The sequence below is a fragment of the Dyella sp. SG562 genome, from assembly GCF_011759495.1.
Taxonomy (GTDB): Bacteria; Pseudomonadota; Gammaproteobacteria; order Xanthomonadales; family Rhodanobacteraceae; genus Dyella_D; species Dyella_D marensis.
This window is the reverse complement of the sequence record NZ_JAAOYS010000006.1, coordinates 260,398-283,553: the sequence shown is the minus strand read 5'-3', so window position 1 is coordinate 283,553 and position 23,156 is coordinate 260,398. Positions and strand designations below refer to the sequence as shown.

21 protein-coding genes are annotated in these 23,156 nt (G+C 68.8%); 13 read left to right on the top strand and 8 right to left on the bottom strand.

The window, feature by feature from the left end; genetic code table 11:
• Positions 1-917: 917 nt before the first annotated feature.
• Positions 918-2,237, bottom strand: a complete 1,320-nt coding sequence (locus FHW84_RS13595) for an Nramp family divalent metal transporter (RefSeq protein WP_167256349.1) — start codon at positions 2,235-2,237, stop codon at positions 918-920.
• Positions 2,238-2,390: 153 nt separating this feature from the next.
• On the opposite strand from FHW84_RS13595, the gene FHW84_RS13590 reads away from it, so the two are divergent.
• The 4 genes from FHW84_RS13590 (at position 2,391) to FHW84_RS13575 (ending at position 4,302) form a co-directional block, all read left to right on the top strand.
• A complete protein-coding gene (locus tag FHW84_RS13590) occupies positions 2,391-3,047 on the top strand; it encodes a UdgX family uracil-DNA binding protein (RefSeq protein WP_167256348.1) in 657 nt (218 codons plus the stop codon).
• Between the two features lie 163 nt (positions 3,048-3,210).
• The gene (locus tag FHW84_RS13585; RefSeq protein ID WP_167256346.1) at positions 3,211-3,612 is read left to right on the top strand and encodes a CBS domain-containing protein; all 402 of its coding nucleotides are present in this window, start codon (positions 3,211-3,213) and stop codon (positions 3,610-3,612) included.
• A 70-nt stretch (positions 3,613-3,682) separates the two neighbouring features.
• Positions 3,683-3,925 (top strand): hypothetical protein, encoded by a 243-nt coding sequence (locus FHW84_RS13580; RefSeq protein ID WP_167256344.1) that lies wholly within the window; start codon positions 3,683-3,685, stop codon positions 3,923-3,925.
• A 32-nt stretch (positions 3,926-3,957) separates the two neighbouring features.
• Positions 3,958-4,302, top strand: coding sequence for a hypothetical protein (locus FHW84_RS13575; protein ID WP_167256342.1), 345 nt, complete (start codon positions 3,958-3,960; stop codon positions 4,300-4,302).
• On the opposite strand, the gene FHW84_RS13570 is transcribed toward FHW84_RS13575, so the two are convergent.
• From FHW84_RS13570 to FHW84_RS13550, 5 genes are all read right to left on the bottom strand, one after another.
• Positions 4,279-6,687 (bottom strand): excinuclease ABC subunit UvrA, encoded by a 2,409-nt coding sequence (locus FHW84_RS13570; protein WP_167256337.1) that lies wholly within the window; start codon positions 6,685-6,687, stop codon positions 4,279-4,281. The two genes, FHW84_RS13575 and FHW84_RS13570, sit on opposite strands and share 24 nt — an antisense overlap.
• A 200-nt stretch (positions 6,688-6,887) precedes the next feature.
• Positions 6,888-7,337, bottom strand: a complete 450-nt coding sequence (locus FHW84_RS13565) for a VOC family protein (RefSeq protein WP_343203602.1) — start codon at positions 7,335-7,337, stop codon at positions 6,888-6,890.
• A gap of 5 nt (positions 7,338-7,342) precedes the next feature.
• On the bottom strand, positions 7,343-7,816 hold the full coding sequence (locus FHW84_RS13560; RefSeq protein ID WP_243868100.1) for a helix-turn-helix transcriptional regulator: 474 nt from the start codon (positions 7,814-7,816) through the stop codon (positions 7,343-7,345).
• Positions 7,817-7,824: 8 nt separating this feature from the next.
• A complete protein-coding gene (locus FHW84_RS13555) occupies positions 7,825-9,897 on the bottom strand; it encodes a PAS domain-containing protein (protein WP_167256335.1) in 2,073 nt (690 codons plus the stop codon).
• Positions 9,890-11,383 carry an ATPase domain-containing protein gene (locus FHW84_RS13550; protein WP_167256333.1) on the bottom strand — a complete coding sequence of 498 codons (1,494 nt, stop codon included), beginning with the start codon at positions 11,381-11,383 and terminating at the stop codon, positions 9,890-9,892. Before FHW84_RS13550 ends, FHW84_RS13555 begins: the two co-directional genes overlap by 8 nt.
• A 444-nt stretch (positions 11,384-11,827) precedes the next feature.
• Here FHW84_RS13550 and FHW84_RS13545 point away from each other — a divergent pair, with 444 nt between their 5' ends.
• Positions 11,828-12,538, top strand: a complete 711-nt coding sequence (locus FHW84_RS13545) for a hypothetical protein (RefSeq protein ID WP_167256331.1) — start codon at positions 11,828-11,830, stop codon at positions 12,536-12,538.
• A gap of 62 nt (positions 12,539-12,600) precedes the next feature.
• Here the strand turns inward: FHW84_RS13545 and FHW84_RS13540 are convergent, their stop codons facing one another.
• The gene (locus FHW84_RS13540; RefSeq protein ID WP_167256329.1) at positions 12,601-13,659 is read right to left on the bottom strand and encodes an AraC family transcriptional regulator; all 1,059 of its coding nucleotides are present in this window, start codon (positions 13,657-13,659) and stop codon (positions 12,601-12,603) included.
• A gap of 217 nt (positions 13,660-13,876) precedes the next feature.
• Between FHW84_RS13540 and FHW84_RS13535 the strand changes: the two genes are divergently transcribed.
• From FHW84_RS13535 to FHW84_RS13525, 3 genes are all read left to right on the top strand, one after another.
• Positions 13,877-16,213, top strand: a complete 2,337-nt coding sequence (locus FHW84_RS13535; RefSeq protein WP_167256327.1) for a winged helix-turn-helix domain-containing protein — start codon at positions 13,877-13,879, stop codon at positions 16,211-16,213.
• Between the two features lie 522 nt (positions 16,214-16,735).
• Positions 16,736-17,506, top strand: a complete 771-nt coding sequence (locus tag FHW84_RS13530; protein ID WP_167256325.1) for a response regulator — start codon at positions 16,736-16,738, stop codon at positions 17,504-17,506.
• 564 nt (positions 17,507-18,070) lie between these two features.
• Positions 18,071-18,766 (top strand): response regulator, encoded by a 696-nt coding sequence (locus FHW84_RS13525; RefSeq protein WP_167256323.1) that lies wholly within the window; start codon positions 18,071-18,073, stop codon positions 18,764-18,766.
• Between the two features lie 40 nt (positions 18,767-18,806).
• Here FHW84_RS13525 and FHW84_RS13520 read toward each other — a convergent pair whose 3' ends face one another.
• Positions 18,807-19,199, bottom strand: coding sequence for a response regulator (locus FHW84_RS13520; RefSeq protein WP_167256321.1), 393 nt, complete (start codon positions 19,197-19,199; stop codon positions 18,807-18,809).
• 298 nt (positions 19,200-19,497) lie between these two features.
• Between FHW84_RS13520 and FHW84_RS13515 the strand changes: the two genes are divergently transcribed.
• Genes FHW84_RS13515 through FHW84_RS13495 form a run of 5 tightly spaced genes read left to right on the top strand, consistent with a single transcriptional unit; the run spans position 19,498 to position 22,765 of the window.
• Positions 19,498-20,664, top strand: coding sequence for an ATP-binding cassette domain-containing protein (locus tag FHW84_RS13515; protein ID WP_167256319.1), 1,167 nt, complete (start codon positions 19,498-19,500; stop codon positions 20,662-20,664).
• A 27-nt stretch (positions 20,665-20,691) separates the two neighbouring features.
• Positions 20,692-21,102 carry a hypothetical protein gene (locus tag FHW84_RS13510; RefSeq protein WP_167256317.1) on the top strand — a complete coding sequence of 137 codons (411 nt, stop codon included), beginning with the start codon at positions 20,692-20,694 and terminating at the stop codon, positions 21,100-21,102.
• 21 nt (positions 21,103-21,123) lie between these two features.
• Complete coding sequence (locus tag FHW84_RS13505) at positions 21,124-21,792, top strand: hypothetical protein (RefSeq protein WP_167256315.1); 669 nt, start codon at positions 21,124-21,126, stop codon at positions 21,790-21,792.
• Between the two features lie 26 nt (positions 21,793-21,818).
• Positions 21,819-22,373, top strand: coding sequence for an ATP/GTP-binding protein (locus FHW84_RS13500; protein WP_167256313.1), 555 nt, complete (start codon positions 21,819-21,821; stop codon positions 22,371-22,373).
• Complete coding sequence (locus FHW84_RS13495; RefSeq protein ID WP_167256310.1) at positions 22,370-22,765, top strand: hypothetical protein; 396 nt, start codon at positions 22,370-22,372, stop codon at positions 22,763-22,765. The genes FHW84_RS13500 and FHW84_RS13495 overlap by 4 nt, the downstream gene beginning before the upstream one ends.
• Positions 22,766-23,156: the final 391 nt, after the last annotated feature.

The following is a 23,156-nucleotide window of genomic DNA, read 5'->3' as shown; positions in this document are numbered from 1 at the left end:
CCTGCCTTGCTCATCGCCTCTCCCGGTCATCAACACTATGGGTGTTGCATTGACCCGTTGAAACCGCCGGCCCAAAGAGAAAGTAACCAAAGAGAAATGGCCTAAGAGCCACTGCTCGCGACGCGACTAGAAGGAGCAGTGGACGGCTGCGGTAACTTGATTAACCTGGGTCTAAACGAAACGGCAGTGCGTTTACGTAACGCGTGCTTCAACGTGCCGTTGCCGAGAGGACTTTCAGTGACTGAAGCCAGCTTCTGCTCTTCGCCCCTGCCTACCTCACGCCATCACCCCTCTCCCCTCCGGGGAGAGGGCAGGGTGAGGGGCCGGGCGGAGCGCAACGTCAAATCTTGCCGTGACGTAGGTTGGGGTGAGCCGCAGGCGAACCCCAACGTGGCGAGGCGCGTGAAGGTGCGGGTGTTGGGGTTCGCCTGCGGCTCACCCCAACCTACGCCGACGACGCGGGGTGTAACGCCACGCTCCGCCCGAACCCTCATCCGCCTGCCGCCACCTTCTCCCGGAGGGAGAAGGGTTCGACCTGAGAAGCTGAGGCAAAACGCACCGCTCAAGCGAGCCTCAGTTCTTGAACATCCTCTCCGCCACGGCACGTTGAAGAATCCGTTACGTAAACGCACTGTCGTTTCGTGTAGACCCAGGTTAATCAAGTTACCGCAGCCGCCCACCGCTCCTTCTAGTCGCGTCGCGAGCCGTTGCTCTTAGGCTATTTCTCTTTGGTTACTTTCTCTTTGAGCCAGCAAAGAGAAAGTGACTCGGGCGCCGGCAGGCGTCCGAAATGCCCGCTGCATAAGCGGCCAAGTCGCGGTAACGCAAAAACCAGGCGATACCGCAAAAAAGATCCCGACCTACGCCGAGATGACAAACAATCGCGTCAGCGCAAAAAAATGCCCCACCAAAGGGAATCAACCAACCTGCCCCGGCAACGTCACAAACATCACCACATCCGCCACCCCCATCACCGCGGTGGCCACCCACCCACCCCACCTCACCCAAGGCGCCACCACATGCGCCCCCATCACCCGGCGGTCCCCCGCCAGCAACACAATCACCGCCATCAGCGGCACCGCCGCCACCCCATTGATCACCGCGCTCCAGAACAGCGCCTTCATCGGATCGATCGGCGTCAGCGTAAGCGCCGTGCCCAGCAGCACCGACGCCACCAGCAAGGCATAGAACACCCGCGCCTCGCGGGGCTTCTTCTCCAGTCCGCAGGGGCGCTCCCACGCATCCGCCAGAAAGAACGCGGTCGAGCCGGCCAGCACCGGAACCGCCAGCAAACCCGTGCCGAAAATGCCGGCGGCAAACAAGGCGAACGCCAACGGACCGGCCACGGGGCGCAAGGCGGCGGCTGCATCCACCGAAGTCTGGATCTCGGTCTTGCCATGCGCATGCAGCACCACCGCCGCGGTCAGCATGATGCAGAACGCCACCGTGTTGGAGTAGAGCATGCCCACCACGGTATCGATGCGGATGCGCCGCCGCGCCTGCGGCGCCTGCTCGGGGGCCTGGTCGAGCGGATCGCGTTCGGGATCGTGGCGCAGCTCTTCCACTTCCTGCGCGGCCTGCCAGTAGAACAGGTAGGGACTGATGGTGGTGCCGAGGATGGCCACGATGGTCACCGCGTAATCCGCCTTCCATTGGATCTGCGGAATCACCAGCGCGGTCAGTGCTTCTTTCCATGGCACGTGCACCACGAACAAGGTGCCGACATAGGCGAACAGGCTGAAGGTCAGCACTTTCAGGTAGGGCGAATAGCGCGAGAAGGGAACGAAGACCTGCAGCCCCAGCGAGAGCAGGGCGGCCAATGTGCTGTACAGCAGCCGCGGCCCGCCGGCCAGCAGCTGCACCGACGCGCCCATCGCGGCGATATCGGCGCCGAGATTGATCACGTTGGCGATCGCCACCCACACCGCCAGCGTGCGCACCAGCCAGGGCGGAAAGCGGCAGGCCATATTGCGCGCCAGGCCCTTGCCGGTGGTGCGGCCGATCATGGCGCTGGCGGCCTGGATCGCCACCATCAGCGGGATCGACAGCAGCACCGACCACAAGGTGCCGACGCCGTACTTCGCGCCGGCCTGCGAGTACGTGGCGATGCCGCTGGGATCGTCGTCGGCGGCGCCGGTGATCAGGCCGGCGCTCAGGCGCTTGAGCCAGGACGTGCGCGGCTGCGCTTGCGCCGGATTTCGGGCGCGATCGGAAGGCGGCTGTTTGCTCGAGGACATGCGGCTGCGTGGTGGCAAGTGATGCCGCAGCATCGGCCGCGCGCTTTCACGCATGCGTGAATTCCGCCGTGGGGTTGCGTGAGCGCCGCATGCTCCGGTTCGTTGACACGCAGTGCATCGGTTTTTCAGCTGCGATCGGTTAATCCGTGCCGCATGCCGCGTTCGACCGAATCCGCCACCGTCCTGCCGCTGGCCAGGCCGCCAGAGCATATTCCGGCCGGCGCGCTCGCCACGGTGCGGCGCAAGGCGAAGCGATGCCACGACTGTCCGTTGTGGATGCACGCCACCCAGACCGTCTTCGGCGTGGGGCCGGCGCATGCGCAGGTGATGCTGATCGGCGAGCAGCCCGGCGCGCAGGAGGATCTGCAGGGCGAGCCTTTCGTCGGCCCCGCCGGCCGCGTGCTGGACAAGGCGCTGGCGCAGGCGGGGTTGAGCCGCGAAGCGATCTATCTCACCAACACCGTCAAGCATTTCAAGTTCGAGCCGCGCGGCAAGGCGCGCCTGCACAAGCGCGCCAATGCGGCCGAGCAGGCCGCCTGCCGCCAGTGGCTGGCGGCGGAATTGCTGAAGGTGAAACCGCGGCTGCTCGTGGCGATGGGCGCGATGGCGGCACAGGCGCTGTTCGGCGCGCGCTTTCGCATCACGCAGCAGCGCGGGCATTGGCTGCCGCTGGCCGCGGGCGCGCAGGGCATCGCCACCTGGCATCCTTCCTATGTGCTGCGTGCGCGCGACGACGAATTGCGCGAACGCATCTATGCCGAGCTGGCGCAAGACCTGAGCCTGGTCGCCGCCCGCCTTGCCGCGGGATGAACGAAGCCGCGGCTGTGGAAGAGCCTGTTGACCCTCTGCACGCATCGCTTTCAATCGCCGGTACGCACCATGCAGGCGTGCGGATCGCAGCGTGTGCTCCGCCTGAGCGCAGCGCAATGCGCCACGGAGGATGGGAGAAAACGCAATGAAGGCAAGAGACATCATGACCCCGCAGCCGCGCTGCTGCTCCGCCGACGACACGCTCGAACACGCGGCGCGGATCATGCTGGAAGAGGACGTCGGCGAAGTGCCGGTGATCGATGCGCAGCGCCATCTGGCCGGCGTCATCACCGATCGCGACATCGTGGTGCGCTGCGTCGCCAACGGCGAGCGCACGGACCAGTCGCGGGTCGGGCAGTGCATGACCGCGCCGGCCAGGACCTTGCAGCAGGATGCCACGCTGGAAGAGGTTGCCAACCTGATGAAGGGCGAGCGCATCCGGCGCGTGCCGATCACCGACGGCGACGGCGAAATCTGCGGCATCGTGGCCCTGGCCGACCTGGAGCGCACCGATGCGCGCTCGCTCAAGGCCGAGGTGTCCGAGCGCGTCGCCACGCCCCATTGAGCGCAGCGCCGCGTGCATGGCGCGCCGGCGCGCGCACCGCTTTCCATTCCACGACGACACGAGGCATCCCATGAAACGCTTCAGCGCATACGCGACCACCGTTCTCAGCATCGCCTTGCTCGCCGCGGCCGGCTGTTCCGGCCGCAACGACAGCACCGACTCCAATGCGGGCGGCACCACGCCGTCCTCGTCCGCCAGCGCGCCGGCCGCCACGCCGCCGCCGCCCGCCATGTCGCCGACCAGCTCCACGCTGCCGCCGGCCTCCAACACTTCCTCGCCGGCGCCGGCGCCGGCCAGCACAGCCGCGCATTGACCTGAAGCAGGAGGCGCGGCGGGACTCATGACATGACCTGCCTTTTCGCTGTACTCGATTCCGACATCCATGTTTCCCGCCGCGCCTGCGCCGGGCTGCACGCGCCTTCGACGTTCTCCTGGAACGGCATCGCCGGCCCGGGCGACGTGCCCGCACCCACGCCCGACCCGGTGAAGCCGCCGGGTCCACCTGCGCCGGACCCCACGCCGCTGCCCGATTCGCCGGAGATTCCGCCCTTGCCCGAACCACACACGCCACCGGTCACCGATCCGGACGTTCCGGCCCCGGTGATCGACCCGGTGCCGCCGCCGGATCAGCGGCCGCGGGCATGGTTCGGCATCGGCGCCCTAGCCCTAGGCAGTCGCGCGCGTTTTTGACTTGCCGCCCTTGCGTGCGGCGGAGGCCCCGACGTAGTCGGCCAGATGCTGGCCGGTGAGCGTGGCGCGCGTATCGACCAGCTGCGCCGGCGTGCCTTCGAACACCACGCGTCCGCCGTCGTGGCCGGCGCCGGGGCCTAAGTCGATGATCCAGTCCGCATGCGCCATCACCGCCTGGTGGTGCTCGATCACCAGCACCGACTTGCCGGCATCGACCAGGCGGTCGAGCAGCGCGAGCAGTTGGCCGACGTCCGCCAGGTGCAAGCCGCTGGTCGGTTCGTCCAGTACATAGATGCCGCCTTTTTCGCCCATGTGCGTGGCCAGCTTCAGCCGCTGGCGCTCGCCGCCGGAGAGCGTGGTGAGCGGTTGGCCGATGCCGAGATAGCCCAAGCCCACATCGGCGAGGCGTTCGAGCACCGCATGCGCGGCCGGCACGCGGGTCTTGCCGGCGCCGAAGAACGCCAGCGCCTCGTCCACCGGCATCGCCAGCACCTGGCTGATGTCCTTGCCGCCGAACGTGTACTTCAGCACCTCCGCCTGGAAGCGCCTGCCTTCGCATTCCTCGCAGATGCTGGCGACGCCGGCCATCATCGCCAGGTCCGCATACACCACGCCGGCGCCGTTGCAGGTGGGGCAGGCGCCTTCGGAGTTGGCGCTGAACAAGGCGGGCTTCACCTGGTTGGCTTTCGCGAACGCATTGCGGATGGCGTCGAGCATGCCGGTATAGGTGGCCGGATTGCTGCGGCGCGAGCCGCGCACCGGCGCCTGGTCGATCGCCACCACGCCGTCCTGGTTCGCCACCGAGCCGTGGATCAGCGAGCTCTTGCCGGAACCCGCCACGCCGGTAAGCACGGTGAGTACGCCGAGCGGAATATCGACGTTGACGTTCTTCAGATTGTGCGTCTTCGCGCCGCGCACCTTCAGCGTGCCGGTGGGCTTGCGCACCGACGGCTTCAGCGCGGCGCGGTCGTCCAGATGCCGGCCGGTAAGCGTGCCGCTGGCGCGCAGTGCCTCGACGCTGCCTTCGAACACCACCTTGCCGCCGGCGGAGCCGGCGCCGGGACCCAGGTCGATCACGTGGTCGGCGATGGCGATCACCTCCGGCTTGTGCTCCACCACCAGCACCGTATTGCCCTTGTCGCGCAGCTGCAGCAGCAACTCGTTCATGCGCTGGATGTCGTGCGGATGCAGGCCGATGGTCGGCTCGTCGAATACATAGGTGACGTCGGTGAGCGCCGAACCCAGGTGCCGGATCATCCTGGTGCGCTGCGCCTCGCCGCCCGAGAGCGTGCCGGCCGGGCGCTCCAGCGAGAGATAGCCCAGGCCGATCTCCACGAAGGAGTCCAGCGTATGCAGCAGCTTGGCCAGCAGGGGCGCCACCGAAGGCTCCTTCAGGCTGCGCACCCACACGGCCAGGTCGCTGATCTGCATCGCGCAGGCGTCGGCAATATGGAGCTTGCCGATCTTGGACGAGCGCGCGCCTTCGCTCAGCCGCGTGCCGTTGCAGTCGGGGCAGGTGCTGAAGGTGACCACGCGTTCGACGAAGGCGCGCACGTGCGGCTGCATGGCGTCGACGTCCTTGGCCAGCATGGATTTCTGCAGCTTCGGGATCAGCCCCTCGTAGGTGAGGTTGATGCCGTCGACCTTGATCCTGGTCGGCTCCTTGTAGAGCAGGTCGTGCAGTTCCTTCTTGCTGAACTTGCGGATCGGCTTGTCCGGATCGAAGAAGCCGCAGCCGCTGAAGATGCGGCCGAACCAGCCGTCCATGCTGTAGCCGGGAATCTTCAGCGCGCCTTCGTTGAGCGACTTGGCGTCGTCGTACATCTGCGCCAGGTCGAAGTCCGTCACCGCGCCGCGGCCTTCGCAGCGCGGGCACATGCCGCCGGTGCGGTTGAAGGTTTCCTTCACCGTTTTCGTCTTCGCACCGCGCTCGACGGTGATCGCGCCGGCCGCCTTCACCGTGGGCACGTTGAAGGCGAACGCGCTGGGCGGACCGATATGCGGCTTGCCCAGGCGGCTGAACAAGATGCGCAGCATGGCGTTGGCATCGGTGGCGGTGCCGACGGTGGAGCGCGGGTCGGCGCCCATGCGTTCCTGGTCGATCACGATGGCCGTGGTCAGGCCTTCGAGCACGTCCACGTCCGGGCGCGCCAGCGTGGGCATGAAGCCCTGCACGAAGGCGCTGTAGGTCTCGTTGATCAGCCGCTGCGATTCGGCGGCGATGGTGCCGAACACCAGCGAGCTCTTGCCGGAGCCGGAGACGCCCGTGAAGACGGTGAGCCGCCGCTTGGGGATGGCGACGCTGACGTCCTTGAGGTTGTTGACGCGGGCGCCGTGGACGCGGATGAGGTCGTGGGGGGAGGCGGGTGGCTTGGCCTTGCTCATCGTTGGTCCTCTATCTATCGAGGCGTAGGTTGGGGTGAGCCGCAGGCGACTGCGAAGGCAGGATGCCGTAGCGAACATCCGCATAGCGGATGGCCCGAAGGGCGGGCTGCTGATGCAGCCCGTAACCCCAACAGGCCCTGCATCGCGCTGCCACGTTGGGGTTCGCTGCGCTCACCCCAACCTACGCCGTAGCTTGTTGTTCAGCGCAGCTGCTGGATCCGCAGCATGTTCCCCGCCGGATCGCGCACCGCGCAATCGCGCACCCCATACGGCTGGTCCGTCGGCTCCTGCACGATGTCCGCATCCCGCGCCTGCAGCTTCTCGAACGCGCCGGCCAGGTCGTGCGTGGCCAGCAGCAGGATGCCGAAGGTGCCCTTGGCCATCATCTCGGCGATGGTGCGGCGCTCCTCGTCGGTGATGCCGGGACTGGCTTCCGGCGGGTACAGCACGATATTGACGGCGGGCTGGCCGGCGGGGCCGACGGTGATCCAGCGCTTGCCGCCGTAGCCGACGTCGTTGCGCACTTCGAAGCCCAGTGTGTCGCGGTAGAAGGCCAGCGCGGCGTCGGGGTCGTTCTGGGGCAGGAAGCTGGAGTGGATGCGGATGTCCATGGCGAAGCTCTCAGGTGGGTTGGCGTGGGGTCGGTCCACGGCGCTCAATCTATCTGGGGCCCGGTTTCCGCCGCTTCTCGATTCCTGATCGGTCGCGTGACCTGCCGCGCCACGCAGGAGGGCAGGCCGCTGGTGATCTGGGCCTGCTGCTTGCGGTAGGCGCCGGGCGACATGCCCACCAGCTCGGTGAAGCGCGTGCTGAAGGTGCCCAGCGAGGCGCAGCCCACTTCGAGGCAGACCTCGGTCACGGCCAGGTCGCCGCGGCGCAGCAGCGACATGGCGCGTTCGATGCGCCGCGTCATCAGATACGAGTACGGCGACTCGCCATAGGCGAGGCGGAACTGCCGGCTGAGATGCCCGGCCGACATGCCGATGTCGCTGGCCAGCGCTTCGACGTTGAGCGGCCGGGCGTACTCGCGGTCGATGCGGTCGCGTACGCGGCGCAGGCGCGCCAGGTCGCGCAGGTGAGTGGAAGATGCGGGCTTGTCGCTCATCGCGCGGATCGTGTCACGCGCCATGCGGCGGCTCAAGTGAGGCTTGCGCGCCCCGTGGCGCCGACCAGCGCATCCATCACCGCCTGGCTGAATGCATCCAGCGCGAACGGCTTGGCGATCATCGCCATGTTCGGCCCCAGGAACTCCGACTTCACCGCCGCATTCTCCGCATAGCCGGTCATGAACAGCACCGGCGTGGCCGGGTGCCGCTGGCGGAACAGCTCGGCAAGCTGGCGCCCGTTCATGCCGGGCAGGCCCACGTCGGTGACCAGCAGGTCGACGTGGCCGAGCGAGGCGAGCTGCGTCATCGCATCGTTCGCATCGCATGCGGTCACCACCACGTAGCCCAGTTCCTCGAGCAGGAAATTGACCAGCAGCCGCACCTGCTCGTCGTCCTCCACCACCAGGATCAGCTGCCCTTCGCCCTTGGACGCTTCCACCGCCTGGTGCTGCGCGGCGGCCACGGCGGTGCTGGGCGCGACCGGCAGGTAGAGCGAGATGGTGGTGCCGCCGCCGGGCGAGGACTGCAGGTCGACGAAGCCCTTCGACTGCTGCACGAAGCCATAGATCATCGACAGGCCAAGGCCGGTGCCCTGGCCGATCGGCTTGGTGGTGAAGAACGGCTCGAACACCCGCTCCTTCACGGCCGGCTCCATGCCGACGCCGTCGTCGGCCACTTCCACCACCACGTAGCCGCCGGCATGGGCCTCGCTGCCGTTGTGCGGGAACGGTATGGACGCGGCGCCGCGCGTGGCGATCCGCAGTCGCCCGCCATCGGGCATGGCGTCGCGGGCATTGATGCACAGGTTGAGCAGGGCGCTTTCCAGCTGGTTGGCATCCACCAGGGCCTTGTCCAGCGCGCCGGACAGCTCGATCGCGATGCGGATGCGTTCGCCCAGGGTTTGCGTGAGCAGCATATGCATGGACTGGATCAGCGCATTGACGTCCACCGGATTCGGATCCAGCGACTGCCGCCGCGAGAACGCCAGCAGGCGCTGGGTCAGCGCGGCGGCGCGGCGCGCGGATTCCGTCGCCGCGCGCACCACCTTGGCGGTGCGTTCGTCGTGCGCGCGCAGGGTGACGATGTCCAGCGCGCCGATGATGCTGGTGAGCATATTGTTGAAGTCGTGCGCGATGCCGCCGGTGAGCTGGCCCACGGCTTCCATCTTCTGCGCCTGGCGCAGCGCGGCCTCGCTTTCCGAGCGCGCCTGCATTTCCTGGCGCAGCGCGGCGGTGCGTTCCTCCACGCGTTTCTCCAGCCGTGCCGCGGCCTGGCTGATCGATTCCAGCGCGTCCTTGCGCTCGGTGATGTCGGTGGCGAACAGATGCATGCCGTCGATGCGGCCATCGTCGAGCCGGCGCGGCAGGTAGCGGACTTCCGCCTCGCGCCGCCGGCCGTCGGGATGCGGCCAGGCCAGGTCGATCAGTCCGGGCTTGCCGGCCAGTGCGTTGCGGACCGCCTCGGCATGCGCGGCCCAGCACGCCGGCCCGAACACTTCCTCGAAGGTCTGGCCCGGCATGCCGGCGGGGTCAATGCCGAACCAGTCCTGGTGCGCGCGGTTGGCGAAGCGGTAGCGCAGCTCCGGGTCGATCAGCGCGATCAGCACCGGCAGCGCGTCGGCGATGCGCCGCAGTTCCGCCTCGCTGTCGGCCAAGGCCTTGCGGCTGGCGGCCAGGTCGTCCATGCGGTCGCGGATCTCGAACTGCTTCTGCCGCGCGCGCATGGCGGCTTCCACCGCGCTGAGCAGGGAGGCCGCGCCGATCGGGCGCTCCAGCTCGATCAGGTTCAGCACGGTGCGCGGCAGCGGCGAGGTGTGCGCATCGCGCGAGGGCCGCGCGGACTGCAGCACCACGAACGGAATATCCGACCAGGCCGGCTGCGCGGCGAGCGCGCGCTGGATCGCTTCGGTGCCGTGCTCCAGCGCCTCCTGGGTGAGCAGGATCACGCCGGTGCGCTGGTCGATCGCATCGGCCAGCGCGCGCTGGTCCGGATACAGCGCGGTCTGGTAGCCATGCCTGGCCAGCACGTCGGCGAGGTTTTCGCCATCGCGCTGCCAGGGCGCCACGATCTGCACCCGATCGCCGCGCGGCGCCGCCTCAGGCATCCCGGCTTTCCAGCAGCGGGCGGCCTTCGCCGATGAACTCGGGCGTACCTGTCAGCACGCCGCGGAAGTTGGCCAGCGGCTCGCCGACGCGCAGGCCCCGGCCGTCGATGAAGAGCTCGCGGATGGTGTCCTCGTGCTTGCCGCTGCGGTTCTTGATCACCGAGATGGCCTTGCGGATGCGTCCCTTCGCTTCGAAAAAGCGCAGCAGGATCACCGTGTCCGCGATATAGGACACATTGAGCTGGCCGGTATCCAGGCTTCCCACCAGGCCGAACAGCGGGTTGATCAGGAAGGTGGTCACGCCGGACTGATTGAGGAAGGCCAGCAGCTCGTGCATCTGCAGCAGCAGGTGCTTCTCCTGCGGCATGGCCGAGAGATAGCCGTTGAGGCTGTCGATCACCACCATCTTGCATTGCCGTTCCCGCACCGCGCGGAACACCCGCCAGGTGAATTCGCCGGGCGACATTTCCGCGGGATCGACCTGGACGACGTCGAGCAGGCCTTGCTCGATGTAGCGGGAGAGCGGGATGCCCATCGTTTCCGCGCGGCCGAGCAGGGTGCTGATGCGCTCGTCGAATTCATAGACCTGGCAATGCTCGCCGCGCGCGCAGGCGGCGCCGACGTACTGCAGGGCCAGCGTGGTCTTGCCGGTGCCGGCGGGGCCGGTGAGCAGGGTACTGGTGCCGCGCAGGAAACCGCCGCCGGTAAGCGCATCCAGCTGCGGCACGCCGCTGAGGGTGGCCTCGTTATCGAAGGGCACGTGATGCCCGGCGGCGACCAGCCGCGGATACACCTGCACGCCGCCGGTATGGATGCTCAGGTCGTGGTAGCCGGCGATGAAGGACTGTCCGCGCAGCTTCTGCACCTGCAGGCGCCGCCGCGCCGCGCCGAACTCGAGCGCGAAGCGTTCCAGCGAGATCACGCCGTGGCTGATGCTGTGCAGATGCGTGTCGCGGTCGCGGCCTTCGCTGGTGAGGTCGTCGATGAACAGCACCGTGGTGTTGAGCGGCGAGAAGAACTGCTTGAGTGCCAGCACCTGGCGGCGGTACCGCAGCGGGTCCTGCGCGAGCAGGCGCAGTTCGGACAGGCTGTCGAAGACCACGCGCACGGGTTCGATCCGCGCCACTTCCTGCCGGATCAGGCGGACGGTTTCGCCCAGCTCCACTTCCCAGGAATGGAACACCGACTGGTTGCGTCCCTCGCCGAGCACTTCTTCCACCGACGACAGTTCGAACAGGTCGATGCCGTGCAGATCCCAGCCATGCGAAGCGGCGACCTCGACGAGCTCTTCGGCGGTTTCCGACAAGGTGATGTAGAGGCAGCGCTCGCCCGACTTGACGCCTTCGAGCAGGAACTGCAGCGAGAGCGTGGTCTTGCCGGAACCCGGCTGTCCTTCGAGCAGATAGAGATGGCCGGTCGGAAGTCCACCCTGCAGCACGGCATCGAGGCCGGGCACGCCGAAACGACAGCGGGAAGAGACGGGCATAAGCTCATCCGGTGGTGCGGGGGGCCTATTCTTGGGAAGCAGCCGAAGAAATCCGTGGGGACACCGTGAAATCTGCGTAGACATTTACCGCGAATGGCGCGGCTGCGCCGATACGGCGCGACGCACGGCTGGCCTCCCATGACGCGGCGCCGGCCCCAAATCACCTGGGTTTGCGGCCGCGGATACGGATACTGAAGCCATTCCGTGACCGGCCGCACGCATGCATTGCGTGTATCCGCACGGTTCGATGCGATGTCCCGCACGCTTCGGTTGGCAGGCTTTCGAGCTCGCTGCTGCGATCATCGCTACCCATGCGCCTTCCCGTGTTGCTGTTGCCGGGATACCAGGCGCGCCGTCGTCTCCGAGCATGTTCTTCTGGCCGCCATGTCACGTCATACCTCTCTGCTTGCACGGGAACGGATCCCGCCGCTTCGTGACCAGGGATTGGAATGGATCGACGATCCCCGTTTCGCGTTTCCCTTCCTGCTGCGCAAGGGCGGCTACGGCTATGTCGCGTCGCTGCTCGTGCTGCTGCACGAGGCGGGCGGCAGCGAAACGCAGTTCGCCGCGGTGGCCGAAGGTGTCGCCGAAGGCGTGGCGGTGGTGATGCCGCGCGCCTGCGTGCCCTTGCGGCGCGGCGCGTTCGCGTGGGATATGGCGGCGCTCGATGCGGGCGACCAGGCGATGAGCCCGGCGTTCCGTGCCAGCCTCGAGGGCATGCTCGGTTTCGTCGGCATGCTGCAGGCGTGGCTGGGCGTGGATGCCTCGCGCACCGCGGTCGCGGGTTTCGGCCAGGGCGGCCTGCTGGCGGCGTCGATGGCGCTGGATGCGAGCCGGCCTGCGCATGGGCTGGGCTTGCTGGGCGGGCGCCTGCCGGCGCCGGGCGAGCTGCTGGAGATGGGAGCGGAACAGGGGCATCTGCACGTGTTCGTCGGGCATGGCGTGCTGGACGAGCAGATACCGCTGGAGCACGCGGAGCACACCGTGGTGCAGCTGTCGCGCCATGGCGCCGCCTGCCGGCAGCGGCGCTATCTGGCCAAGCACGAATTGACGCCGCAGATGCGCGGCGACTTCAGGGCGTGGTTCAACGAGTCGTGGCTGGACCGCACCGTGCTGGCTTCGCCGCTCAAGGGCGGTACGCGCCTGTTCGGTTGATGCGCTGAGTTTTTTGGGCCGCGCCGCGCACCGCCATCGGCGTTGCGCAGCGCGGCTTTTTTTTACGCCGCTGCGCGGAAAACCTGGCGCAGCGGCGTGACCTTGGACACCTGTTCCGCCCGGTAGCTGCCGGGCGCCTTGCCGGTCCAGCGGCGGAAGGCGCGGGCGAAGTTGGCCTGGTCGGTGTAGCCGACCAGGCTGGCGATGTCTTCCAGGCGCAGCGAGGGATTGCTCATCGCGCGCAGGGCTTCGCGCTTGCGCACTTCGTCGACCAGGGTGCGGTAGCTCCAGCCTTCTTCCTGCAGCCGGCGCTTCAAGGTGCGGGTGGAGACGCACAGCGCCTTGGCGGCGGCTTCGATCGGGAAGCTCAGGTCCAGGCGGCGCTCCAGCAGGTGCTCGACGCGGCCCGCCCAGTCGCCGGGGCGGCGCACGCGCGCGTGTTCCTGCTCGCACTGCTGCAGCAGCACGTCGAGCACGCCTGCATGCGCGCTGGCGATCGGCGCCGCCAGGCTGGCGCTGGACACGATCAGGCGCACCTGGCCCGGATCGCCGGCCAGGGCCGGCATGGGATGGTGGCGCGTGGCGGCCACCGCGCGGCTCAGCGCACGCGCCGGCAGATACAGCGCCATCGCCTGCGGCGGCAGCCCGGCCAGCTGCTCGCACAGACCCAGGGTGAAGCCGACGAAGCGGTCCAGCGCGAACGAGCGGCCGGGCAGCAGGGGGTAGAGGTCGCGGACGGTGAATTCGACGCCGCCCGGCACCACCGCCTGGCGCAGTTCGAAACCGCCGGCCAGGGTGGGGGCGAAGCGCGCCCACAGCTTCAGCGCCTCGCCCAGGGTCGGGCAGCTCAGCAGGGCGAAGCCGAGCACGCCGTGTTCGGCGACCCGGCAGGCGCGGCCGGCCAGGTGGCCGAGTTCCGGTACGCCCAGACTTTCTACCCGGGTGCACCACTGGTCATCCAGGCGGAGGGCGACGCTGCCTTCGCTCCCGGCCTGGGCCAGCGGCCGGTCGAGTTCGTCGAAGGCATGCGTGACCGGTCCGCCGTGGGCGACCAGCAGGCGGCGCAGGGTGAAGGTATGGGCGGCAGGTACGACCAGGCGGTCGGGCGGCATCGGTGACATCGCGGTCTCCAGCTCTCCGCGGGCTGCGGAGCGATGAGACGCAAGTCTCGATTTCTACGCCGGATTGGCATTCGCGAGGGATGAACGAAGCATGCGTTTTCGATGTGCAGGGGGTTCTATATAAAGGAGTAGCGCCCCCCGGGCCTGCTCCGAGGGGCTGCGCGGCGGACTTTTGCCACAGCCCACCGAAAGCGCCCCGGCCGTATCATGCGCGCCCATGCAGAAACCCGTTTATGTCATCGGCCGGTTCCGCCTGGATCCGCTGGCCCGCGAGCTGCGGCGGGACGGCGAGCTGGTCACCCTCCCGGCCAGCGCCTTCGATTGCCTGGTCTACCTGGTCGAGCACCGGCAGCGGCCGGTCGGCAAGGACGAGCTGATCGCGGCCGTCTGGGGCCGCACCGAAGTCAGCGACAACCTGCTGGCGCAGCACATCGTGCGCTTGCGCCGGCTGTGGGAAGGCGATGTCTCGTGCATCCGCACGGTGCCGCGGGTGGGTTACCACTGGGTGGCCGAGACCGCCGTCGAGACGGTCGAGCCGGACGCTCCCGTGCACGAACGCGGCGAGGCCGAACACACCGCGGCCGCGGAGGACGCCGCCGCCGTCGCGGACCTGCCCGCGCTGCCGCGCCGGCGCCGATCCGCCTGGATCGCCGGCCTGGCCCTTGCCGCCTGCGCGCTGCTTGCCGCCGCCTGGTGGTGGTGGCATGCGCGCGGGCCGGCGCCGGCCTCATCCGCGTCCGCGCCGGCGGCGCTGGTGGTGGTGCTGCCGGCCAAGGTGCAGGCGGAAGGCGAGTGGGGCTGGCTGCGTTACGGCGTCATGGACATCGTCGCCAATCACGTACGCGCGGCGGGCCTGCGCACGGTGCCCAGCGAAACCGTGGTGGCCTTGTCCCGGGATGGCGCTTTCGGCGACGAGGACGAGGGCAAGCGCCCGTTCGACGCCACCTGGCAGGTGGCGCCCGAAGTCAAGTTCCTCGACGGCCGCTGGAGCATTCATCTGGGCCTGCGCTCGGCGCAGGGGCATGCCGACGCCATTGACGTGATCGCCAAGGACGTACTCGCCGCGGCCAAGCAGGCCTCCGACGCGCTGGTGCGGCGCCTGGGCGTGCCCGGCGTGGTCGCCGCGCAGTCGCCGACGCCGCTGGACGACTGGCTGTCCAAGGTGGCCGCGGCGCGGCTGGAAAACCAGATCGACCAGGCGCAGAAGGTGCTCGACGGGGTGCCCGAGGCCTGGCGCGACGATCCGAAGATCGAATACGCCCGCGCCGTTCTCGAATGCGACCGCGGCGAACGCGATGCCTGCGAGAAGCGCCTGCGCGAGCTGCTGGCGCGGCTGGACCAGGAGCACAGCAAGGACCTGGCGCTGCGCGGGCGCGCGCAGCTCACCCTGGCCATGCGCTATGCCGGCGCGGAGCAGCTGGACCGGGCGGCGCCCCTGCTGGACGGGGCGATCCAGCTGCTGGAGCAGGCCAAGGCCAACGACGAGCTGGCCAATGCCTACCTCAACCGCGCCTGGCTGGCGCAGTCGCAGGACAAGCTCGACCTGGCCATGACCTACCTGGGCAAGGGCCGCGCGACATACACCCTCACCGGCAATGTGTTCGGCATGGCGCGCGCCGATTTCGACATGGGCCTGATCGCCGCCAAGCAGGGCCAGCTCGACAGCGCCATGGTTTTCCTGCAGCGCGCCTACGACCAGGATGCGCGCTATGGCGCGCGCACCATGCTGCCGGCCGAGCTGGACGGCATGGCCAGCGTGGCCAAGCAGCAACTGAAGTACCGCGACGAGCTGGCCATCACCGACCGCTTCTGGCCGCTCAGCGCCGACCTGGTCGACGTGCACATGCGCCGCGAGCTCACCTTCGTGCGCGCCATCGCGCTGGCCGACAACGGCCGCATGCTGGAAGCCTCCTCGCTGGCGCATCAGCTGCTGCGCGAGATCGATCCGCGCGAAGACGCCATGCTCGCCGCCGAAGTGCCGGCCCTGCTGGCGCAGATGGCCTGGGAGATGGGCGACGACGCCGAGGCGGTGCGCCAGGCCAGGCAGGCCATGGCGCAGCAGGATGGCCTGGACCAGCAGGACCGCTCCGCCGCCTGGCTGGTGCTGGTGCGCGCGCTGGCGCGTGGCGGCCATGCCGACGAAGCCGCGAAGGAAGCCGAGCGCTTCGCGGCCTGGGCCGGGAAGCAGCCGCCCGGCGACGGCGACTGGCCGCCGCTGTATGCGGACCTGGCGCAGGCGGAGCTGGTGGCCGCGAAAGATGCACCGCGCGGCCTGGTTCTGCTGGAAGGCCTGCTGGCGCGTGCGCGCAAGGAGGGCGTGCCGGCCTTGATCGTCGACATCGGCAGCTCGTATGCCGCGGCCTTGCTCAAGGCCGGGCAGGCGGACCAGGCGCTGACCGTCAGCGGCACGCTGTCGGCCTGGGCGCAGGACGACGTGCGCGTGGTGGCGCTGGAGGCGCGCATCTACCAGGCGCTGGGCCACGACGATGCGCGCGACAAGGCGCTGCAGCGCGCCCGGCTGCTGGCCGGCGAACGTCCGCTGCCATCGCACTGAAACGCTGACCGGCAATTGGCCCGTGCTGACATGGCCGGGCCGGCACCCCGGCACTAGCCTGTATCCACCTCGCACTGGCCCCACCTCCGGGTATCCACTCCCACCGGAGACAGCCGTGGAGGAAGCGGCGCCAACAGGGCGCGCAACGGTCTGCCGGCGCCGCGTTTTCCATAAACCGTTCTATCCGCCCGGGGAGGATGCTCCGGTCCGGACCGCCGCCTAGCCCTCGCCCCCGGGGACTTCGATGACGGTCGGGTTGCGGGTAATGACGGAGCCTCCCTAGGCTGTGGGCAGTGCAATGAAACCTCCGACTCATTGGCTGTACCGTTCGAACCGGCGACCTACCATCGCCGGTTTTTTTTTGCGCGGCGCACCGTCGCGCCTGACTGCCGCCACCGCTGTTGGACGCATCGCTTTTGCGAAATCGCACAGCGCCTCTTATGTTTTTCCCTGGATCGATTGAAGGGCATCTTGCCCCCTGACTAGTCTCGCGCCGGGCGCAGCCAGGGCCGGATACCGGCTGTGTCCGACGACATCGATGCGGCATGGATGCGGCCATGCCTGGGGGTAGCGCGGTTGATCGAAGACAAGGGCGGCAAGACGCCCATCGGCGTGGTCGTCGCCGACCATGACGCACGCTTGCGTGAGGAAGAACTGCTGCCCGGCCTGGCCGCCCACGGCTTCGAGCCGGTCGGCGTCGGTTCCGCGGCCGCGCTGTACCGCTCGCTGGTCGGCGACCGCTACGACCTGGTCGTGCTGGGCGCGAACCTGCCCGACGAGAACGGCCTGGCCGTGGCCCGCCATCTGCGCCGCCACTCCTCGCTGGGCATCGCCATGCTGCTGGAGCTGCCGCCGCCGCGCGGCCACCAGGAAGCGCTGCAGGCCGGCGCGGACGTGTGCTTCGCCAAGCCGGTGGAAACCGAAACCCTGGCCATCTCGCTACGCCATCTCGCCGCGCGCGCGGGCGGCGTGGCGGCGCGCGCGCGCAGCGGGATCGACTGGTCGTTGAAGGCCGACGGCTGGCAACTGGCGGCACCCGGGCGCCGCGCGCTGGCCTTGTCGATGCCGGAACGGATCATCCTCAAGCGCCTGTTCGCCATGCGCCAGGCGCCGGTGCCGCGAGCCGCGCTGCTGGCGGATCTGCTCGCCGCGCTGGACGAGTTCGATCCGGCCAGCCTGGAGCGCGTGGTGCACCGCCTGCGCCGGCGCGTGCTGCAGCGGACCGGCTTGCCGCTGCCGCTCGAAGCGATCCGCGGCAGCGGCTACATGCTGGTGCTGGAGGATGCGGATTAGCGCGAGGCATCGGCGCAATCACGGCATGTTCACTACGCGCCGCACGCATCGCGCGTGATGCCAAGCACAGCTTGGAGCGCATGCGCCGCGCAGGCATGGGTGCGCGGGCGCCGGAACGAGAGGCTGGGAAATAAAGCGATATTTGGTGGAATTGTCCAAATATTTTCCTTCCGTTAGCTTGCCCCGCATGGACGCGGAACATGCGAAAGCGGCCTGCATCCATGCAACCTGTCTGTCGTCGTATGACCTGAGGAAGGCTTCCGACGAATAGGCGCGCGCGCTCCCGGATGGAGCATGGCGGCAAGGGGTGTTACCGGGGGAATGGCAGGGGCGCGTTGCGTTCCGCGCCGCTCCTCCATGTCCCAACGGAGGAGCCCGCCCGGCGCAGGCTTTTCCATGCGCATCGGCGGACATCACTCATGAATCTATTCGCAAGCAGGACCCGTCCTATCGTCGCGGCGACCATCGACGAAGCCGCCGCATCCGCCGCGGCGCATCGTGGGCGCGCCCTCCCGGCGCCGATGCGCTGATGCTTCCGTTCGACGCGCCGCAGTGAAACGCCAGGTGGCCATTGTCACGGGAGATGCCGGCTTGTACGGCGGGCCGGCGCTCGCGCGGTTGCAGGAAGCGGGCTTCGCCGCCACGCCGATGGCGTCGGCGACGGATCTGTACCGCGCCTGGGTCGGCCAGCTGTTCGACATGGTGGTGGTGGACGTGATGCTGCCCGACGAACACGGCGTGTCGGTGGTGCGGCATCTGCGCAGCATGTCGCGCGCCGGCATCGTGCTGTTGACCGGCGCCGGGCCGAAAGAGGGGCCGCTGGATGGCCTGCACGCGGGCGCCGACATGTGCCTGCCCAAGCCGGTCGACGGCGAACTGCTCGCGGCCGCGCTGACCCGGCTGGCCGAACGGCTGGATCCGGAGCCGGTGCCGCTGGCGCAGTCCTGGCAGTTCGGCGCCGACGACTGGCAGCTGTGGGCGCCCAATGGCCGCGTCGCGCCGCTGTCCTTCGTCGAGCGGCTGGTGCTGCGCCAGCTGGCCGCGTCGCCGGACGTGCCGGTCAGCAGGGAGCATCTGCTGCGCGTGCTCGAAACCGCCGCGCACGAACCGCGCACCGCGCGGCTGGACCTGCTGGTGCACCGCCTGCGGCGCAAGGTGGAACAGCGCACCGGTTTCGAACTGCCGCTGACCTATATGCGCGGCATCGGCTACCTGCTGGACCTGGAGAAGGCCGCGCCGCGCCAGGCATCGAAGTTCTGATCGCGCTGGGGGGGCTAGCGCGCGGTGCTGGCGCGCGGTGCTAGCGCGCGGCGCCGAGCAGCGCCTTCATCCAGCCGAGCAGATCGTCCATGGCGAATGGTTTGGCCAGGAATGCGCTGTCCGGCACGCCCTGCGCCTGCCATTCGGCGCCGGCGTGCCCCGACATATAGATCACCGGCAACTGCCCGCGCAGTACGCGCGCCTGGCGTGCAAGGCCCCAGCCGTCGAGGCCGGGCAGGCCGATATCGGTAAGCAGCAGGCTGACGTCCGGGCGCGCGCGAAGCACCGCGAGGCCTTCCTCGGCGGAGGCGGCGAGCAGCACTTCGTGGCCGTGGCGCTCGATCAGGAAGCGCAGCGAGTCGCGCAGTTCGGCGCGGTCTTCGACCACGAGCATGGTGGTGGCCCCGGTATCGAGGCGAGGATTGAGAGACATGCGCTGAGGGAGAGCGTTTCGGCGGGGATGCCGGAACCTAGCGGTGCGTGCCGGCATGTTCCAGGTGCGGATGAGCCAAGCTGGCGGTGGGTGGGGCCAGCGTTTCAGCCGCGCTCTCCACGGGGACTACCTTCGGGTCGCCGGAGGAAGAAGGATCGACACCCGTACGCTGTCGAGAATCCGGGCCTCAACTGACCGCGCACCTGTCCCGCCCGGACATGTCCACGCGCAGCCCTCGCTCACACCATATGCCCACGCCGCGCCGACGCCCCATGTTCGGTAGCGCAGGGGGTAAGGCATGCTGGCGCTACACGACATCGAAATCATGCGCGGTGTGCAGTGCGTGCTGCGGCAAGTGTCGCTGGACGTGCCGCGGCCCGGCGCGCTGTTCCTGGTGGGCGGTGGCGGCAGCGGCAAGTCCTCGCTGCTCGGCGCGCTCGCCGCGCGCGGCGAGCTTGCGCTGCTGGGCATGGCCACGTGGTGCGGGCAGCCGCTGGCGGCGGCCTTGCCGTCCATCGCCTGGCTGGGCCAGCGCGATCTGCTGGAAGGGGGAGTACCGCCCGGAAGCCATGCGCTGCATGCATGGCTGCGCGAGATCCGGCGCGAGAAGGAAGCCGATGCGGAAACTCCGGTTTCCGCATGGCCGCGCGCGCTGCGCCGCTATCTGGCGGTGATGGCCGCGCTGGCCGCGCCGGCCGACCTGTATCTGCTCGACGAGCCCACGGCCGGCCTCGACCGGGCCATGGTCCGGGTCGTGCGCGACCGCATGGCGGCCGTCGCCGCGCGTGCCTGCGTGGTGGTCGCCACGCACAACCGGCTGGACTGCCTGCACGTCGGCGGCGCCACCGCGCTGCTGGCTGGCGGCACCCTGCAGGAATGCTCGCCGACACATGCGTTCTTCCGCGAGCCAGGCACGCCGGCCGGCCGCATCTACGTCGACACCGGCAACTGCAACCTGCCCGCATCCGCGCGCCAGCTGCGGCCGGAGGTCGGCGTGTGGTGGCTGATTCCCGGCCTGCTGTGCGGCATGAGCCGCCCCGGCATCACCTCGAATATCGAAGCGCAGTTCCGCTACCTGGCCGGCGAAGGCGTGCGCCTGCTGGTGTGCGCGGAAGAACGCTGCGTGTACCCGCTGGAAAGCCTGCGCAAGCACGCGCTGGAGCTGCACCACTTCGCCATCCGCGACCTGGCGCCGCCCAGCCTGCACCAGGCCGTGCGCATCTGCCGCCTGGTCGAAGACGCCATGCGCGCGGGCGACGGCGTGGCCGTGCATTGCCGCGGCGGCCTGGGCCGCACCGGCACCGTGCTGGCCGCCGTGCTGGTGTGGCTGGGCGACGGCGCGGAAGAGGCCATCGTGAAAGTGCGCGCGGCGCGCCCGATGGCGATCCAGACCAAGGCGCAGGCCGATTTCGTGCGCGACTTCGCGCACGCGGTCCGGCAGCTGCAACCCAGCGGTATGTCCTGATTTTCCAACCCACATAGAGAGAAACCGATGTCTCTGGATAAAGCACTGTCGGCGGCGCAGACCGACGTTCCCGAATGCGTGGCGGTCGGCTACGTGGACATGAGCAGCGGCTTCCTGCTCGGCGTGAAGACGGTCGATTCGCACCCGGGCGAGATCCTCGACCTGGTGGCGGCGGCTACCGGCGACCTGTTCCAGGGCAAGAACGTGACCGAGATCGAGCGCCTGTTCGACCAGTCGCGCGGCATCACCAATCGCGCGGCCGGCGCGCACTACTTCAACGAGATCGTGGTGTTCAGCACCAACCTGATCCACGTGTTCATCCGCTCGAAGAAGAATCCCAGCCACGTGGCCGTGTTCGTCGCGCGCATCGGCGCCAATATCGGCATGGTGCTGACGCGCTCGCGGCTGAGCATGGTGGCGCTGGAGGCTTCGATCTAAAGCGGCGCGGCGGTACTGGCCATGCGCCGACAAGACGACAGCGTCCGCGCATTGCGGATCGCATGCCCCAACTTCAGTGCGGAGGAGCTCGGCGCGCTGCGGTCGATCATCGGCCTGCTCAAGCCATACCTGAAGCATGCCTGGGTGGTGGACGCCGCGGTGATGGAAGCCGTGGCGCCCACCGATCTGTGCCTGATCAACATGGACCACCCGGGTGCGCCCCGGGTGCCGCCGGGCCATGCGCGGGTGATCGGCTGCTCGTCGCGGCCGCGCAACCATCCGCACGGCACGCTGCACCGGCCGCTGCGCCCGCCGGAGATTCTGGCCTTGCTCAGCGAGGCGGGCAGCCGCGTGCTGGGCGAGCGCCAGTACGCGGACGCCACGCCGTCGCTGGAGTGGTCGTACCGGCTGGCGGCCTGGCCGCGCGACCTGGACGAGTGGCCCAAATCCTGGTGGCGCGTGATGGCGTGCATCTCCGCCGAGGCGCTGCCGCTGCCGCGCATCGCCGAACGCACCGAGCTGCCTTCGCGCTATGTGGAGCTGTGCATCGAGCGCCTGCGCGCGGCCGGCCTGGTCGAGCGCACGCCGCGCGTGCGCGAGACGGCGCAGGCCGTGCAAGAACAGGGAGAACGCCGGCGCTGGTCGGGGCTGGCCAGCCGCATCCTGCAACGATTCGGATTGGGGAACTAATGGGCGAAGTGCACAAGATCGTTTTCATGGGGGCTCCAGGCTCGGGCAAGACCACCTGCATCCGCGCGCTGAGCGAAATCGATCCGGTCTCCACCGACGTGCCCTGCACGGACGAGCTGCGCGACCTGAAGGAAACCACCACGGTGGCGCTGGACTACGGCGAGCTGCAGCTGGACGACGGCGAATCGCGCGTGCTGCTGTACGGGCTGCCGGGGCAGGAGCGTTTCAGCTACATGTTCGACGTGGTGCGCACCGGCCTGCTCGGCGCCATCGTGCTGGTCGACGCCACCAGCCAGGACGCCGTGCAGGAACTCTCGCGCACGCTGGCCTGCCATCGCGCCGACCTGCGCCGGATGCCCTTCATCGTGGCGCTGAACAAAAGCGAGGAGGCCGCCGACGCGATCGCCGAACGCTGCCGCGACGCCGTGCGCGCGCACGACCTGATGGCGCCGGTGATGGCGGTGGATGCGCGGCGGCGCGAGGACATCGCGCATCTGATCGAGCTGCTGCTGGTGATCCTGGAATTCGGCTTCGGCTTCGACCAGCCCGGCGATCCGGCGCGCGCGGAGGGCAACGCATGAGCATCGACATGCCCAGCCAGCGCCAGTGCCTGGCCGCGCTGGACAGGGCCATGGAGCATTGCCAGGGCATCGTCGCCGGCATGTTCGCGCTGCGCGACGGGCGCTGCTATGCGGAGCGTTCGCGCGCACGCGTGCCGGTGGGCAAGTTCGCTGCGATGAGCAGTTCGCTGATGGCCCTGTCCAACAGCGTGATGGCGGAGCTGGCGGCCGATTCGCCGGGCTATCTGCTGATCGAGGGGCGCACGCACAAGCTGGTGGCGTGCAAGGTGCCGCGCGGGAAGGTGGGCTTGATCGTGGCGGTGCTGGCGCAGAGCGAGGTGAGCCTGGGACTGGTGCTGGGGTATGCCAGGACCTGTGCGCGTGAAGTGTGCGAGGCGGAGCCGACCACATAGGGCGTAGGTTGGGGTGAGCGCCAGCGAACCCCAACGTTGCGGCAACCCGCGGGGTTCGTTGGGGTTCGCTGGCGCTCACCCCAACCTACGCCGGCTGTTGACGGGTTCGCGAATGGCCCCGTGTGACCACCCGCTGGCGTCCTGCGGCTGCTTCACCCGGACCTGCGCCTGCCTACACTGGACTCGCAGGGTTGCATCTCCCGCTTTCGATTGTGCGAACCGCTCCACATAAGGATCGGCACGGGAACCCTGGGGACGGAAGCGTGTTGTCCGCTGCCACGACGTGGCGCGATCCGCTTCTCCGATCGCCATCCACGCATCCGCGTTTCGAACGGCGGCGCCTTCGGCCGCTGCGTCGCTTGCGCGCATGCCGCCGGTGGCGATGCCTGAC

Bases quoted from the DNA above. Each gene is read 5' to 3' on its own strand.
- FHW84_RS13505 (WP_167256315.1), top strand. From the start codon at position 21,124: ATGCGCCGACAAGACGACAGCGTCCGCGCATTGCGGATCGCATGCCCC.
- FHW84_RS13535 (WP_167256327.1), top strand. From the start codon at position 13,877: ATGCAGAAACCCGTTTATGTCATCGGCCGGTTCCGCCTGGATCCGCTG.
- FHW84_RS13580 (WP_167256344.1), top strand. From the start codon at position 3,683: ATGAAACGCTTCAGCGCATACGCGACCACCGTTCTCAGCATCGCCTTG.
- FHW84_RS13500 (WP_167256313.1), top strand. From the start codon at position 21,819: ATGGGGGCTCCAGGCTCGGGCAAGACCACCTGCATCCGCGCGCTGAGC.
- FHW84_RS13495 (WP_167256310.1), top strand. From the start codon at position 22,370: ATGAGCATCGACATGCCCAGCCAGCGCCAGTGCCTGGCCGCGCTGGAC.
- FHW84_RS13510 (WP_167256317.1), top strand. From the start codon at position 20,692: ATGTCTCTGGATAAAGCACTGTCGGCGGCGCAGACCGACGTTCCCGAA.
- FHW84_RS13520 (WP_167256321.1), bottom strand. From the start codon at position 19,199: ATGTCTCTCAATCCTCGCCTCGATACCGGGGCCACCACCATGCTCGTG.
- FHW84_RS13570 (WP_167256337.1), bottom strand. From the start codon at position 6,687: ATGAGCAAGGCCAAGCCACCCGCCTCCCCCCACGACCTCATCCGCGTC.
- FHW84_RS13515 (WP_167256319.1), top strand. From the start codon at position 19,498: ATGCTGGCGCTACACGACATCGAAATCATGCGCGGTGTGCAGTGCGTG.
- FHW84_RS13575 (WP_167256342.1), top strand. From the start codon at position 3,958: ATGACCTGCCTTTTCGCTGTACTCGATTCCGACATCCATGTTTCCCGC.
- FHW84_RS13555 (WP_167256335.1), bottom strand. From the start codon at position 9,897: ATGCCTGAGGCGGCGCCGCGCGGCGATCGGGTGCAGATCGTGGCGCCC.
- FHW84_RS13590 (WP_167256348.1), top strand. From the start codon at position 2,391: ATGCCGCGTTCGACCGAATCCGCCACCGTCCTGCCGCTGGCCAGGCCG.
- FHW84_RS13540 (WP_167256329.1), bottom strand. From the start codon at position 13,659: ATGTCACCGATGCCGCCCGACCGCCTGGTCGTACCTGCCGCCCATACC.
- FHW84_RS13560 (WP_243868100.1), bottom strand. From the start codon at position 7,816: ATGGCGCGTGACACGATCCGCGCGATGAGCGACAAGCCCGCATCTTCC.
- FHW84_RS13550 (WP_167256333.1), bottom strand. From the start codon at position 11,383: ATGCCCGTCTCTTCCCGCTGTCGTTTCGGCGTGCCCGGCCTCGATGCC.
- FHW84_RS13595 (WP_167256349.1), bottom strand. From the start codon at position 2,237: ATGTCCTCGAGCAAACAGCCGCCTTCCGATCGCGCCCGAAATCCGGCG.
- FHW84_RS13585 (WP_167256346.1), top strand. From the start codon at position 3,211: ATGACCCCGCAGCCGCGCTGCTGCTCCGCCGACGACACGCTCGAACAC.